This is a genomic window from Virgibacillus tibetensis (assembly GCF_036026595.1).
GTDB classification, from domain to species: Bacteria; Bacillota; Bacilli; order Bacillales; family Amphibacillaceae; genus Virgibacillus_P; species Virgibacillus_P tibetensis.
Genome location: NZ_JARZFX010000001.1, coordinates 1 through 12,803 on the forward strand (window position 1 = coordinate 1; position 12,803 = coordinate 12,803).

At 36.3% G+C, this 12,803-nt stretch carries 14 protein-coding genes; 9 read left to right on the plus strand and 5 right to left on the minus strand.

Features of this window, described 5'->3' with window-relative positions; all coding sequences use genetic code 11:
• The first annotated feature begins 523 nt into the window (after positions 1-523).
• Complete coding sequence (locus QGM71_RS00005) at positions 524-1,270, plus strand: SDR family NAD(P)-dependent oxidoreductase (protein WP_327605450.1); 747 nt, start codon at positions 524-526, stop codon at positions 1,268-1,270.
• Positions 1,271-1,462: 192 nt separating this feature from the next.
• Here QGM71_RS00005 and QGM71_RS00010 read toward each other — a convergent pair whose 3' ends face one another.
• The 3 genes from QGM71_RS00010 to QGM71_RS00020 form a co-directional block, all read right to left on the minus strand.
• Positions 1,463-2,653, minus strand: coding sequence for a dicarboxylate/amino acid:cation symporter (locus QGM71_RS00010; protein WP_327605451.1), 1,191 nt, complete (start codon positions 2,651-2,653; stop codon positions 1,463-1,465).
• A 177-nt stretch (positions 2,654-2,830) separates the two neighbouring features.
• Complete coding sequence (locus tag QGM71_RS00015) at positions 2,831-3,013, minus strand: hypothetical protein (RefSeq protein ID WP_327605452.1); 183 nt, start codon at positions 3,011-3,013, stop codon at positions 2,831-2,833.
• A gap of 74 nt (positions 3,014-3,087) precedes the next feature.
• Positions 3,088-4,359, minus strand: a complete 1,272-nt coding sequence (locus QGM71_RS00020; protein ID WP_327605453.1) for a BaiN/RdsA family NAD(P)/FAD-dependent oxidoreductase — start codon at positions 4,357-4,359, stop codon at positions 3,088-3,090.
• A gap of 176 nt (positions 4,360-4,535) precedes the next feature.
• Here QGM71_RS00020 and QGM71_RS00025 point away from each other — a divergent pair, with 176 nt between their 5' ends.
• The 6 genes from QGM71_RS00025 to QGM71_RS00050 all read left to right on the plus strand — a co-directional run bounded on the left by QGM71_RS00025 (position 4,536) and on the right by QGM71_RS00050 (position 10,238).
• Positions 4,536-6,155: a putative polysaccharide biosynthesis protein gene (locus QGM71_RS00025; protein WP_327605454.1), complete on the plus strand. Its 1,620-nt coding sequence runs from the start codon at positions 4,536-4,538 to the stop codon at positions 6,153-6,155.
• A 17-nt stretch (positions 6,156-6,172) separates the two neighbouring features.
• Positions 6,173-6,889 (plus strand): pseudouridine synthase, encoded by a 717-nt coding sequence (locus QGM71_RS00030; protein ID WP_327605455.1) that lies wholly within the window; start codon positions 6,173-6,175, stop codon positions 6,887-6,889.
• An 18-nt stretch (positions 6,890-6,907) separates the two neighbouring features.
• Positions 6,908-7,474 carry an RNA 2',3'-cyclic phosphodiesterase gene (thpR, locus tag QGM71_RS00035; protein WP_327605456.1) on the plus strand — a complete coding sequence of 189 codons (567 nt, stop codon included), beginning with the start codon at positions 6,908-6,910 and terminating at the stop codon, positions 7,472-7,474.
• Complete coding sequence (locus QGM71_RS00040; protein ID WP_327605457.1) at positions 7,467-8,393, plus strand: NERD domain-containing protein; 927 nt, start codon at positions 7,467-7,469, stop codon at positions 8,391-8,393. The genes thpR and QGM71_RS00040 overlap by 8 nt, the downstream gene beginning before the upstream one ends.
• A 3-nt stretch (positions 8,394-8,396) precedes the next feature.
• A complete protein-coding gene (locus tag QGM71_RS00045) occupies positions 8,397-9,335 on the plus strand; it encodes a diacylglycerol/lipid kinase family protein (protein WP_327605458.1) in 939 nt (312 codons plus the stop codon).
• Between the two features lie 84 nt (positions 9,336-9,419).
• Positions 9,420-10,238 carry a phosphotransferase family protein gene (locus QGM71_RS00050; protein WP_327605459.1) on the plus strand — a complete coding sequence of 273 codons (819 nt, stop codon included), beginning with the start codon at positions 9,420-9,422 and terminating at the stop codon, positions 10,236-10,238.
• Here QGM71_RS00050 and QGM71_RS00055 read toward each other — a convergent pair.
• Entirely contained in the window at positions 10,225-10,512 is a 288-nt protein-coding gene (locus tag QGM71_RS00055) for a YtzH-like family protein (RefSeq protein WP_327605460.1), read from the minus strand. The genes QGM71_RS00050 and QGM71_RS00055 overlap by 14 nt on opposite strands.
• 73 nt (positions 10,513-10,585) lie before the next feature.
• On the opposite strand from QGM71_RS00055, the gene trmB reads away from it, so the two are divergent.
• Together trmB and QGM71_RS00065 are read left to right on the plus strand one after the other, a co-directional pair.
• Entirely contained in the window at positions 10,586-11,233 is a 648-nt protein-coding gene (gene trmB, locus QGM71_RS00060; protein WP_327605461.1) for a tRNA (guanosine(46)-N7)-methyltransferase TrmB, read from the plus strand.
• Positions 11,234-11,484: 251 nt separating this feature from the next.
• Positions 11,485-12,351 (plus strand): YtnP family quorum-quenching lactonase, encoded by an 867-nt coding sequence (locus QGM71_RS00065; protein ID WP_327605462.1) that lies wholly within the window; start codon positions 11,485-11,487, stop codon positions 12,349-12,351.
• 101 nt (positions 12,352-12,452) lie between these two features.
• Here the strand turns inward: QGM71_RS00065 and QGM71_RS00070 are convergent, their stop codons facing one another.
• Positions 12,453-12,770, minus strand: coding sequence for a PepSY domain-containing protein (locus QGM71_RS00070; protein ID WP_327605463.1), 318 nt, complete (start codon positions 12,768-12,770; stop codon positions 12,453-12,455).
• Positions 12,771-12,803 lie beyond the last annotated feature (33 nt).

Sequence of the window (12,803 nt, forward strand, 5' to 3'; positions counted from 1 at the left end):
AACAGATAGACCCAGTATGCGTTCATCGTATACTGGGTCTTTTCAATGCCATTACTATAAGTTACAAAAGTCAAAACAACTCCAACTCGAGCGCTTAGCAATTATTCCACGGCCACATGATAAATAAAACCAAAGGAAGAGAAATTTCAATTGAAAAGAGTATACTAATTTGATGGTCCTATTATATTGGTATAATAGGATTTAGGGTTTAATACCAATTAAAGTTATAGTGTTGTACACCAATTTGTTAGGTAACAATGGCTATTATGTTTACATTTCACTTACAAATTCAGGAAATTGGGAATGGCTAATTTCCACTTGAATATTTATGTTAGTTTATATGTTAATTGGATTATTTTTGATATTTGCTCTTTAATATATAATGCAATTAAAAATTTAATATTCTTTTTATGATAAGGGGTTAAAGAGAAAAGAATTTATAAATCCAAAATATGTATTTTTTCAGGGGAGAAAATAAAAAAATTAAAAAATAAAAAAATATAGACTAGTCAGGGGAGTTTCTATGCCTAATTTAAAGGATCGTGTAATACTGATAACGGGAGCTAATCGAGGACAAGGTAAAGCAATAGCTGAGCATCTAATGGATTTAGGTGGTGTCGTGATTGTAGGTGCGCGTCATTATGAAAAAGCTTTGAAAGTAGTTGAAGAAATAGGAAATACTCGTGCCTATCCAGTTCAGTTGGATGTTACAAAGGAAATAGAATGGAAAACGGCGGTAGAAGATATCGTGGATAAATTCGGTAAGATTGACGTTTTAGTAAATAACGCTGGTATTTTAATACGCAAACCATTTACTGAGATTTCGACAGAAGAGTACGTTCAGTTAATAAATGTCAATCAAATTGGGGTGTTTCTTGGAATGCAATCCGTAATACCACTTATGGAGAAACAGAGAAAAGGTGCAATCGTAAACAATATTTCGATCTCAGCATTTTCGCCTATTGCTCATTCATCCGCTTATGCTGCAAGTAAAGCGTCCGTAGTAGCGATGTCTAAATCAGCAGCGATTGAGCTAGGTCCAAAAGGGATTCGAGTTAATATGATACATCCAGGAGGGGTTGATACCGAAATGGCTACGAATGGACATGAGGTTCCTGAATATTATCAAACAGTACCATTAAAAAGGATTGGCAAACCAATTGATATTGCGAAGGCTGTCGCCTATTTTGCTTCCGACGATAGTTCGTATTGTACGGGAGCAGAATTGGTCGTTGATGGTGGAATGACTCTGGGAAATGCAGGTGAATGAATAGCAAAATTTAGAAAAAATAGCGTTTAGTAAGGGAATAAGACTATATTAATACCTGTATTAAAGAGGCTTTTTACTTGAATAATTTATACAAAGCGCGCTCTGTAATGTGACCGCTTGAAAATAAAGTTTATGAAACAAACAGGGGTTCACTCAAATGAGCGAACCCCTGTTAAGCTTTTTCAAAAAAACTTATAATGCTTCAACCTTATCTGTTTCCGTGAGTTTCTTACGCCTACTTAATGAATTGGCAATCGAAGTTATAGCCCCATCACCTGTTACATTACAGGCTGTACCTAAGCTATCTTGAGCAAGATATAATGCTATCATAAGTGAGACCATTGTTGGTCCAAATCCTAGCATAGTTTCCAAAAGGCCGATCGCAGCCATTACTGCACCTCCGGGGACGCCAGGAGCAGCAATCATTGTTACTCCCAATAATAAGATAAAGGGCATTATTGAACTAAATGTAGCCATATCACCTTGAAGGAACATGACAGCTAGCGCACAACTTAATAGTGTAATAGTACTTCCCGATAAATGAATATTTGCAAGTAAAGGAATAGTAAAATCTGCAACGCTTTCACGTACCTTTAATGTTTTAGATCGTTTTAGTGTTACCGGTATTGTTGCTGCGGATGACTGGGTTCCAAGTGCCGTAAAGTATGCAGGCATCATTTTCTTTAACATGATAAATGGGTTTTGCTTACTTAGTGTTCCTGCAATTGAATATTGTATCAATAAATAAAGCAGATGCAGGATTATAATCATGACGAATACTTTAGCAAATACACTGAGTATCGTACTAACTTGGCCAGTATAGGTCATATTGGCAAAAATACCAAAAATGTGAAAAGGAAGTAATGGTATAATAATTCTTTCGATTACCAAGTGAATAATGTCACGAAATTCTGTTGTTATTTTTAGGAGAGCTTCTCCCTTTATGGCAGCAATCCCAAGCCCAATGACGAAGGCTAGAAGGAGAGCCGTCATGACACCCATTGGCGGGGCCATTTCTACTTCAAAGAAACTGGATCTCAAACCTTCTGTAGGGTCAGCAAAAGCTAGTAACGATTGCCCTTTTAATAATGTAGGGTAAATACTTTTTGCGGCTAGAAAGGCCAGTATTCCTGCTATGACTGTTGAGCTGTAAGCAATAAATGCAGTGAGCCCAAGCAGTTTCCCTGCGCCCCGACCCATTGAACCAATTCCCGGGGCAATAAAACCTATGATTATTAAAGGGATGATAAAGCCCAGGAAGTTTCCAAAAAGCCCATTAAAAGTAGCGAATAATTGGATAAACCATTCATTTGCAATAGAGCCTATTGCGATACCTAGGATAATAGCTAATACAATGCGTGCTAATAAGCCAAAGCCTTTCATAGTTATTTCCTCCTTTGTTATGTAAATTAATGGTACCTATCCAGGCTATAGCTTAATTGCTAAGCATAGACATAGTAACCGCTATTATACAGTAAATTAAAGGTAATTATAAAGAAATATAAAAAAAACTTTTCTATTATAAAAAACGTACCTTTAGAAGGTACGTTTAATTGTCTGTTAGCCCATTCCATTAGAACCTTGCTGTGAATTTCCGCCATTGCCATTCATTTGTGATACAAACGGAATCATTTTTTGCATGGTTTGTCCAATGCTCTGATTGTTTTTAGTCATCGTATAGTAAGTTGCTGCTCCAACACCGACAGAAGCGATTAATGGTAACCACATTCCATTCCTTTGCATTCGATATCAACCCTTTCTATGATGGTCCCAGACATAACTTAGGATAACTCGAATACACCGTTTCATCCTAGGAATCATATACCATTAGAAGGAGAAACTTCTTTTGCAGCATTCATTCCGGCAAGTCTTCCAGTAACTAGTGCTGAAGTAATATTATATCCGCCAGTATATCCATGAATATCAAGAATTTCCCCACAGAAATATAAACCATGCATCTTTTTTGATTGCATCGTGTTAGGAACAACTTCTTTTATAGAAACTCCTCCTCCTGTAACGAATGCTTTATCCAACGATAGTGAGCCATGAACATTAAATATAAAATTTTTCATATCATTAACTATAGCACGGACTGTATCATGAGAAATGTTTGCAGATTTATGCTCTTCAGATATATTGTTTATTGATAAAATATAGGTTAGAAAGCGCTCAGGAACCATTCCTTTTATTAAGTTTTTAAAAGATTTCTTAGGATTATTTTGCATCAGATTAAGTATATGATTGTTCAGATCCTCCGATCGTTCATCTGGCAAGGCATCCAAAACCATTGGTATTTCCTCTCGGCCTTTCATTAACTCCTTAACAACAAACTGTGAGCAACGTAATACGGCAGGTCCTGATACACCGAAGTGGGTGAAGATCATATCCATTTTGTGTGTAATAATAGGTTTTTTCTTTTTATTTAATACAGTTAAAGAAATGTCTCTGAGGGATAATCCCTGTAGGCTTTTGTCCTTGATGAACCGCTCCCTGGAAGTTAATGCTACTTCAGTTGGATAAAGCTCGGTTATGCGGTGCCCAGCTTTTTCTGCCCATGCGTATCCGTCACCAGTTGATCCAGTATGAGGAACAGCTTTTCCACCAACAGCTAAAACCAAAGCTCTTGTTTGAATGTTCTCTTGGCCATGTAAAAGAACTGTATGTTCTTTTTCTTCATAATTTATAGCTTCTACAGGAGTGTTTAAACGAATAGTAACGTTTAATTCATCTAATTTATTAATAAGAGCATTTACAACTGTTTTTGCAGAGTTAGAAACAGGAAACATCCGTCCATGATCTTCTTCTTTTAACTGTACATCCATCTTTTCAAAAAAATCGATAATATCGTAGTTATTAAAAACAGAAAACGCACTATATAAAAATTTTCCGTTACCTGGAATATGTTTAATAACTTCTTCCTGAGGCAGGCGATTTGTAACATTGCATCTTCCACCACCGGAAATAGCTAATTTTTTACCTAATTTGCTTCCTTTTTCAATTAACATTGTTTTAGCCCCATATTCTGCGGCAGCAATAGCCGCCATTAAACCAGAAGGCCCTCCGCCGATTACAATTACATCGTATGTCAAATTCATTCATCCCTTTCGTATGTATCTTATCACTTATATAATTAAATGCTCAATTTTTATCATTAAATAAAAGGAATTAGGTCAAAATAATTCATCTGCAAACGAATATAGTATAAGAAAGGTTAGTATATGTGATAAAATAACGAATATAAATAGAAAATAATGCAGGTGAAAAAATGTCGAATATAGTTAGAGGCACGATGTTACTTACAGGTGCATCGTTTTTGTCAAAGTTTTTAGGGATGATTTATGTCATTCCTTTTTATGCACTAGTTGGAGAAACAGGAGGAGTCCTTTTTCAGTTTGCATATACGCCATACAGTATCTTTATTAGTATTTCCACAATTGGTGTTCCTTTAGCCGTATCGAAATTCGTATCTAAATATAATTCTCTCGGCGATTATGAAACCGGAATGCGGATGTTTAAAGCGGGAATTTCCTTGATGGCAGTTACTGGTTTCCTGGCCTTCCTGGCAATGTTCTTTAGTGCTGAATGGTTAGCTAATCAAATGATAACAAGTGATGACCCTGAAAGTATAACTGTTGCTGATGTAACATTTGTCATTCGTATGGTAAGCATTGCACTTCTGATTATACCGGCGATGAGTATCGTCAGGGGATTCTTTCAAGGGTATAACTCAATGGGACCAACAGCTGTTTCCCAGGTTATCGAACAAATTGTACGCATTGTATTTTTATTAGGTGGAGCTTATATCATCATCAAGCTATTAGATGGGAGTGTTACTACTGCTGTAGGATTTTCAACTTTCGCAGCATTTCTTGGAGCTCTTGCTTCCTGTTTTGTATTATTAATTTATTGGCGAAAACGCAAACCATACATACAGAAACAACTTCAGAAGCAAACATACACCCATGATATTTCAACAAAGGATTTATTTATTGAATTATTTCGTTATGCTGGACCTTTTGTATTGGTAGGTTTGGCTATACCTTTATATCAATTAGTGGATCAATTCACGTTCGAAAGGGCAATGGTTGCCAGAGGTCAGGAAGATGTATGGGAAACAGCATTTGCTGTGATAAACTTTTATGGACATAAGCTGGTCATTATTCCGATTACATTAGCAACAGGGCTGTCAATATCTATGTTACCAGCCCTAACAAAAACGTTTACAGAAAAAAACAATCAATTATTAAACAATCAAATTAACCAAGCACTGCAAATTGTTCTTGTGCTGGTTATACCGGCCGTTGTAGGGCTTTCATTGTTATCCAATGAAGCATATGCTTCATTGTATGGATTAAAAAATATTGAGCTTGCAGGCCGCCTCTTAGGATGGTATGCCCCTGTTGCGTTATTATTTGCATTGTTCAGTGTGTCATCCGCAATCCTACAAGGGATTAATGAACAGCGTTTTGCAGTAATCAGTTTATTAGCTGGACTTCTTGTCAAAGTATTATTCAACATTCAGCTTATTTATATGTTTGGCCCTGTAGGGTCTATACTTGGTACCGGATTAGCTGCATTTATAGCTGTAGCTCTTAACCTATGGCGGATTAATTCCGCGATCCAGTTTTCCTTTAAACAAACATTTAAAAGAACAATGTTGATTGGTATTTTTATCATTCTAATGTGTATTATAATCTGGATTCTAAAAGCAGTATTAGGTGGCTTTATTCCATATGAGGATACACGTTGGGGTGCGACGCTAATGTTAGCTACAGGGGTAATCTTTGGTGGCGGTGTTTATCTGTGGTTTGCATATCAATCAACGTTGCTGGAACGTATATTAGGCAGCCGAATTGGTTTTTTAGATAAAATTTTTCGTAAATAATTAGGGGGGTATTTTTCATGCGCCTTGACAAGATGCTGGCAAATATGGGGACAGGCAGTAGAAAAGAAGTGAAGAGTCTGCTCAAGAAAAAACAAGTACTAGTAAATGGGGCTATTATAAAGGATGGAAGTACTTATATCAATCCCGAAATGGATATAATAAAAGTGAATGGCGAACAAGTTCATTACCAGAAATATATTTATATTATGCTCCATAAACCTCCTGGATATATCTCGGCTACCACAGATGATCGAGATAATACAGTCATTGATATCTTATCACCTGAACTGCAGCATTTTAAACCATATCCTGTCGGGCGACTGGATAAAGATACAGAAGGGCTGCTGTTAATAACAAACGATGGAGACCTTGCTCACCAGTTACTTTCACCAAAGAAGGATATTGATAAAATCTATTATGCAAAAGTACAAGGCAAGGTCACTGAATCAGATATAGACAGTTTTCAGAACGGCGTCGTTTTAGAAGATGGGTACAAAGCAAAATCAGCAGAACTGATTATCTTATACAGTGGAGAGGTTTCCGAAATTGAGGTTACCATTACTGAAGGAAAATATCACCAAGTAAAACGAATGTTTGAGGCAGTTGGCAAAAAAGTAGTTTATTTAAAAAGAATGAGTATGGGAGAATTATATTTAGATGAAACTTTAGAAAAGGGATCATACCGCGAACTTTCAGAGAAGGAATTGAACTATTGTCTCTCATTAAAAAAGTAAATGGAGGTCAGTTATTCGATGTCATCCTCATCACATTATTTTATAGCAATCCCTCTTCCGGAACTACTGAGAGAGCAACTTTCAAATTGGCAGGATGAACTTAGAACAAAGGTATCCTATAAGCAATGGCCACATAAACAGGATTTACACATTACGCTTAAATTTTTAGGTGCGGTTGCCGATAATAAATTAGATGCGTTACAAAAAGAACTTAAACGTGTTGAACATATAAATGGTTTCTCCACTTTTGCAGGGCAACTAGGAACTTTTGGTAATTACCAGCAACCCCGGGTTCTCTGGGCGGGAGTAGAGCCATCATCAGACTTACTTCACTTATATGAACTGGTTGAAAGCTGTGCTGCAAATGCAGGATTCCAAATAGAAAGAAGACCTTATCGTCCCCATATTACACTAGCAAAGAAGTGGGCAAACGATTCTATCGTTGAATCAATAGAAGTTATCAAGCAGAAATTCAGTGAGAAACAAGTGCTGTATGTAGGAGAAATTGCCTTGTATGAAATTCATCCAACTAGAAACCCAAAGTATAATGCAATTTCCAGATATAGATTAAGAGGGGGTGGTTGATCTGGCTCAGTTAATTAAATTACAGGATTATGTCTCCCGCTACGAATGGAATGCTTTTCGCTATCCCAGCCAGTATATTCGATTAAAACAAGAAAACTGGAAAAAACTTAACTACTTGTGGAACAATCCAGAAGAAAATGTAGAAGATGAATCAAATGCCGCCGAAACAGCAACTAAATTATCTTGGTGGAAGTCTCTTATTAGAAAAGAAAATGAACAAGAGGAGGTCCATCAGCAACAAAAAGAGCAACTGCCTGATACGGAGTCAGAACTGAAACAATACTTCCTGGACAAATTATTACTTATTCAATTAAAATGGGCTACCTCTACAGTTACAGATTTATCATTTATTGATAAAACGTACTATAATAATTCAACATTAAAATATTTTCTGCAAAGATTTCCGGATACTTACCTGGTTATGTATTATCCGATTTTTAATATTAAAAATGCGCCAATCGATGGTGAAATTATAGTAATCAGTCCAATCGGCATAGAAATTATAATTTTAGTTGAAGAAAATGAGAAAGCGACTATAATGGCCGGTGAAGAGCGAACCTGGACAGTAGAAACGGGACAAGAGCAAAAAAGGATTCTAAGTCCGTTAATTGCCTTAAAACGAACAGAACAAATAGTGAAGAGTATTCTTAGTAAAATTGATCTGGATTTTCCAGTTGAGAAAACAGTCTTGTCTCGGAAGAATCACATTGTTTTTTCCAATGCACCTTACAATACGAAGGTTGTTGACAGAATTGGATATGAACAGTGGTTTAAACAAAAGCGCCTGCTTGTTTCCCCTTTAAAGAATAGACAGTTAAAAGCTGCAGAAGCATTATTGAATCATTGCCAAACAACTTCTGTAAAAAGACCGGAGTGGGAAGAAGATAGTAACACATTCCATTTTATGGATGAGGAATAGGGTATGTATTTTTTTATTATTAATCCTAAAGCAGGAAATGGGCGTCCAAAGCGAATTTTTAATAAATTAAGGAAGAGTAAACTATATAGTGAGACAGAAAGCATTTATTGCTATACAAGATACAAGGGACATGCAGAAGTAATTGCACACTCAATTAAAGAATCGTACTCATTGGTAACAGCAGTTATCGTCATAGGTGGGGACGGCACACTTCACGAAGTAATCAATGGTCTGAGAAATCATGACATTACTGTATCTTTTATACCAGGTGGATCAGGAAATGATTTTGCAAGGGGAATATCCAATAGAGCTAAACCATTAAAGATAGTTAATAATATTGTTAATGGGGAAAAAGATTTACCGTACTGGTTAGGAAATTATAAAATTGATAATAAGAAAAGTCGTTTTTTTATTAACAGTATGGGATTTGGTTTCGACGCTGAGGTAGCACAAGCTGCTAATGCATCCATACATAAGAAGTTGACTACTCTATTTCGCTTTGGAACAATTAGTTATTTAATCGCACTTATTCAGGTATTATTGAAATATAAGCCTATGGAAGTTACCCTAGAGGTTAATGGAGAAGTTCGCAGGGTACCAAATTGTTGGATGGTTACTGTTGCTAACCATCCTTTCTATGGTGGTGGCATGAAGATCATCCCAAGTGCACGAAACCAGCCTACTGTATTCCCAGTGCTCCTGATCCATTCTATATCGAAGTGGAAAGTCCTTACATTGTTTATGACAGTATTTACTGGTAAACATGTAAATTTTAAAGAAGTTGAAATAATAGAAACGACAAAGTTGGGCGTTTTTTCAAAGAATAAAGTACACTATCAAGTCGACGGACAAACAGATACTTGCAATAAATGTGTTATCACAAAAGAATCTCAATCTATTCGGATTGCGGGGAAGACAACGAAAAAAGATACAAGTGCTTAGCAAACAATTCGCACAGTTGTATTTTTAAGTGGATCTCTATAAAATGTATAAGTGAACGCTAATTTTGAAAGATGTGAGGAATTTATGGTGGACTGGCTTAAGCAAGTACTAGGTAAAGGCTGGGAGGTAACTCCGGCAGGTGGTTTAACTGGCGACGCATATGTTGCAAACAAGAATGATGAACGACTTTTCCTTAAGCGAAACTCTTCCCCTTTTCTGGCAGTTTTGTCGGCAGAAGGAATTGTCCCGAAGCTTATATGGACAAAGCGATTGGAAAATGGTGATGTAATAACTGCACAGCAATGGTTAGAAGGCAGAGAGCTGAAGCCACTGGAAATGCAGCATCATTATGTTGCGGAATTATTACGTAAGATTCACCATTCCTCTGAGCTATTGCACATGCTCATGCGTTTAGGCAAGAAGCCGGTGACTTCAGATGAAAGCTATAAAGGTATGAAGTATCGTCTTAGTAATACAAACCTTACAACAAAATATAAGGATGTTCGTACAGCTTTAGTATACTTAGAACATTTGTTGCCGATAACAAGAAAGCAAAAATATGTTGTCTGCCATGGCGATTTAAATCATAATAACATTCTGCTTACAAAAGAAAGTAACTTATATTTAATAGACTGGGATAACGCAATGATTGCTGACCCTGTAACAGATTTTGGAATGGTAATGAAATGGTACATTCCGAAAGAAGGTTGGAATGACTGGCTTGCCAATTACGGCATAGCCAAAGACGAGCACTTAATTGAACGAATGTATTGGTATTTATTGCTGGACGCACTCAATTATCTGTGTTGGCACAGTGAACGAAATGAACCGGAAAAAGTTATGGAACGCTTAGGAAGCATTCAGGAACTTAACGAGCATGTCGAACAGATTATTGTAAATTAGTCTGTTGGATTGCAGTAATCCAATTATCAATATTCTGTTTGTTCATTGTAATATGCATAGGCAGGTCTTGTGATGATTCTCCCTCGCGACCGTAATTATAAATTTCAGGGAGTAACTGTAATAATTGCTCATCCGTAATACTATCATTAGCTATCATTGATTTAACGAGACGTTTAATTTGTTGATATTCAGAGACGTGCCCACAGCACTCTCCATTTTGTTCGTCCAGTATATCCTGCAGTAAAGTTAGTTGATTGTTAACTGTTAGTCCCATTCTTAATCACCTCAGGTATTAGTTTTAGTCATTTTAATTTTTCTATACAATAACAATGAAAGAGGGATCATCAATGCGTCAACGATACAAGCCCTGGGCTGATGATTTTTTAGAAGAAAACAGCCATCTCATAATTCCGGATCCGAGCAAACATAAAAATAAGTGGCGTAGGTTGTTTGGTAACGATAATCCGATTCATATTGAAGTAGGAACAGGGAAAGGACAATTTCTTATTGGTATGGCAGGACAGTATCCTAATGTAAATTTCATAGGGGTAGAGTTTGTCAAAAGTATTATTGTAACAGCTGCCGAAAAAGTAATCCTATCCGAACAGAAAAATATTTTACTTTTAAATGAAGATGCTGCTGATCTGTTGGAAATATTTTCAGAAAATGAATTAACTACGATTTATTTGAATTTTTCTGATCCGTGGCCAAAGAATCGCCATGAGAAAAGACGATTAACATACCAATCCTTTTTAGAGAAATACCAGGTAATTTTAAACCCTTCAGGAGAAGTTATTTTTAAGACGGATAATAGAGGTTTATTTGAATACTCGCTGGTTAGCTTCTCAAAATATGGAATGGAGTTAAATGAAATCAATTTAGACTTGCACGACCATGATGATCCAACAAATGTCATGACAGAATATGAAGAGAAATTCTCTGCAAAAGGGCAGCCTATTTACAGATGCAGAGCGCGTTTTCTGAACAAGAAATGAATCTTGGACCGATCTTGAAAAATTATAATAAATGAGAAGGAACCAGTCAGGTTCTTTTTTTCTTGCATAAGAAACTATAAAAACAATTAACTGTAGTTAGCTTAAATGGAACCCTCCTGATTTTGGAGTGTTTTCAGCGTGATAGCGCTTCTCCCTATGGTTTCAACATAATAGTTTCAAAATGATAGCGATTGCAGTATATTACTTATTTAGCTACACTGGATATAGATGAGAAAGAGGAGGATTTACAGATGGAAAAGCTTCAAGTGGGAAGAGCCAACTTAACATGGTTAAATGGAGGAGTTAACTTTCTGGACGGAGGAGCAATGTTTGGTGTCGTTCCAAAAGCGTTGTGGAGTAAAAAGTATCCTCAAAATGATAATAACCAGATCGAGTTACGAACAGATCCAATCTTAGTGCAAATGGACGGAAAAATTTACTTAATTGATACTGGAATGGGTACAAATAAATTAACAGATAAACAATTGCGGAATTTCGGTGTATTGGAAGAATCTTCAATTGAAAGGTCATTAGCAGAAACGGGGTTGACTGTAAGTGACATTGATGCTGTACTGATGACACATTTACATTTTGATCATGCCTGTGGCTTAACTAAAGTAGAAGGTAATTCATATGTGCCGGTTTTTGAAAATGCAACTATCTATACGTCTGCAGTGGAATGGAATGAAATGAGAAATCCGAATATTCGTTCCAGAAATACGTATTGGAAGATGAATTGGGAGCCCATTGTTCACCAGGTTAAAACATTTGAAAAAGAGATTGAGATAACACGTGGGCTAAAAATGATTCATACGAGTGGACATAGTGATGGGCACTGTATTATCATTTTTGAAGAAAAAGAAGGCTGCTTTATACATATGGCTGATATTATGCCAACACATGCGCATCAAAATAAATTATGGGCACTGGCTTATGATGATTTTCCAGTAACTTCTGTTCACCAGAAAGAGAAATGGATGGATTTTGGTTATAAACGAAAAGCATGGTATACGTTTTATCATGATGCATATTATAGAGCAATAAGATTTAATGAGTCAGGTGAAAGATTAACTGTAATGGAACGAGAGCGATATGAATATAAGCAAAATAATACCTGAATTACCAGATAATATAAGTCATTGTTCTTCTAAAACTGCTCTGAATAATGAATAAAATGATAAAAACCAGCTGCCCAAATATTGAGCAGCTGGTTTTAAATTTAGCTTGCGATTTCCATCGACTTGATTACGGCACCAGTTTCTACATCTACGTAAAATTCATATTGTTTATTTTCACCGTCGATGTTCCTGGTTACACCTCCACGATAAGCGTTATATAATAGTCCGTTTCTTTCTATTTCTTCTGGCTTCATATAAATCCATGATCCACTGATTGGACCTTGTTTTTTAAATGTTTCCTTTGCTTGTTTCAGTGCTTTCTCGGGTGTTATTCGTTGAAAGTTATCCATTTGTTGTCTAGCTAAGTAACCTATTGCTACGCCTAACCCGGCTGCTAGTACTACTCTTTTCATACTCATCTTATTTCACCTCTTGCTATGAATTTCAGATAA

Excerpts from the sequence above, each read along its gene's own strand:
- QGM71_RS00065 (WP_327605462.1), top strand. The coding sequence starts at position 11,485 with ATGGAAAAGCTTCAAGTGGGAAGAGCCAACTTAACATGGTTAAATGGA.
- QGM71_RS00070 (WP_327605463.1), bottom strand. The coding sequence starts at position 12,770 with ATGAGTATGAAAAGAGTAGTACTAGCAGCCGGGTTAGGCGTAGCAATA.
- QGM71_RS00055 (WP_327605460.1), bottom strand. The coding sequence starts at position 10,512 with ATGGGACTAACAGTTAACAATCAACTAACTTTACTGCAGGATATACTG.
- QGM71_RS00050 (WP_327605459.1), top strand. The coding sequence starts at position 9,420 with ATGGTGGACTGGCTTAAGCAAGTACTAGGTAAAGGCTGGGAGGTAACT.
- QGM71_RS00010 (WP_327605451.1), bottom strand. The coding sequence starts at position 2,653 with ATGAAAGGCTTTGGCTTATTAGCACGCATTGTATTAGCTATTATCCTA.
- QGM71_RS00015 (WP_327605452.1), bottom strand. The coding sequence starts at position 3,013 with ATGCAAAGGAATGGAATGTGGTTACCATTAATCGCTTCTGTCGGTGTT.
- QGM71_RS00025 (WP_327605454.1), top strand. The coding sequence starts at position 4,536 with ATGTCGAATATAGTTAGAGGCACGATGTTACTTACAGGTGCATCGTTT.
- QGM71_RS00030 (WP_327605455.1), top strand. The coding sequence starts at position 6,173 with ATGCGCCTTGACAAGATGCTGGCAAATATGGGGACAGGCAGTAGAAAA.
- QGM71_RS00045 (WP_327605458.1), top strand. The coding sequence starts at position 8,397 with ATGTATTTTTTTATTATTAATCCTAAAGCAGGAAATGGGCGTCCAAAG.
- thpR (WP_327605456.1), top strand. The coding sequence starts at position 6,908 with ATGTCATCCTCATCACATTATTTTATAGCAATCCCTCTTCCGGAACTA.
- QGM71_RS00005 (WP_327605450.1), top strand. The coding sequence starts at position 524 with ATGCCTAATTTAAAGGATCGTGTAATACTGATAACGGGAGCTAATCGA.
- trmB (WP_327605461.1), top strand. The coding sequence starts at position 10,586 with ATGCGTCAACGATACAAGCCCTGGGCTGATGATTTTTTAGAAGAAAAC.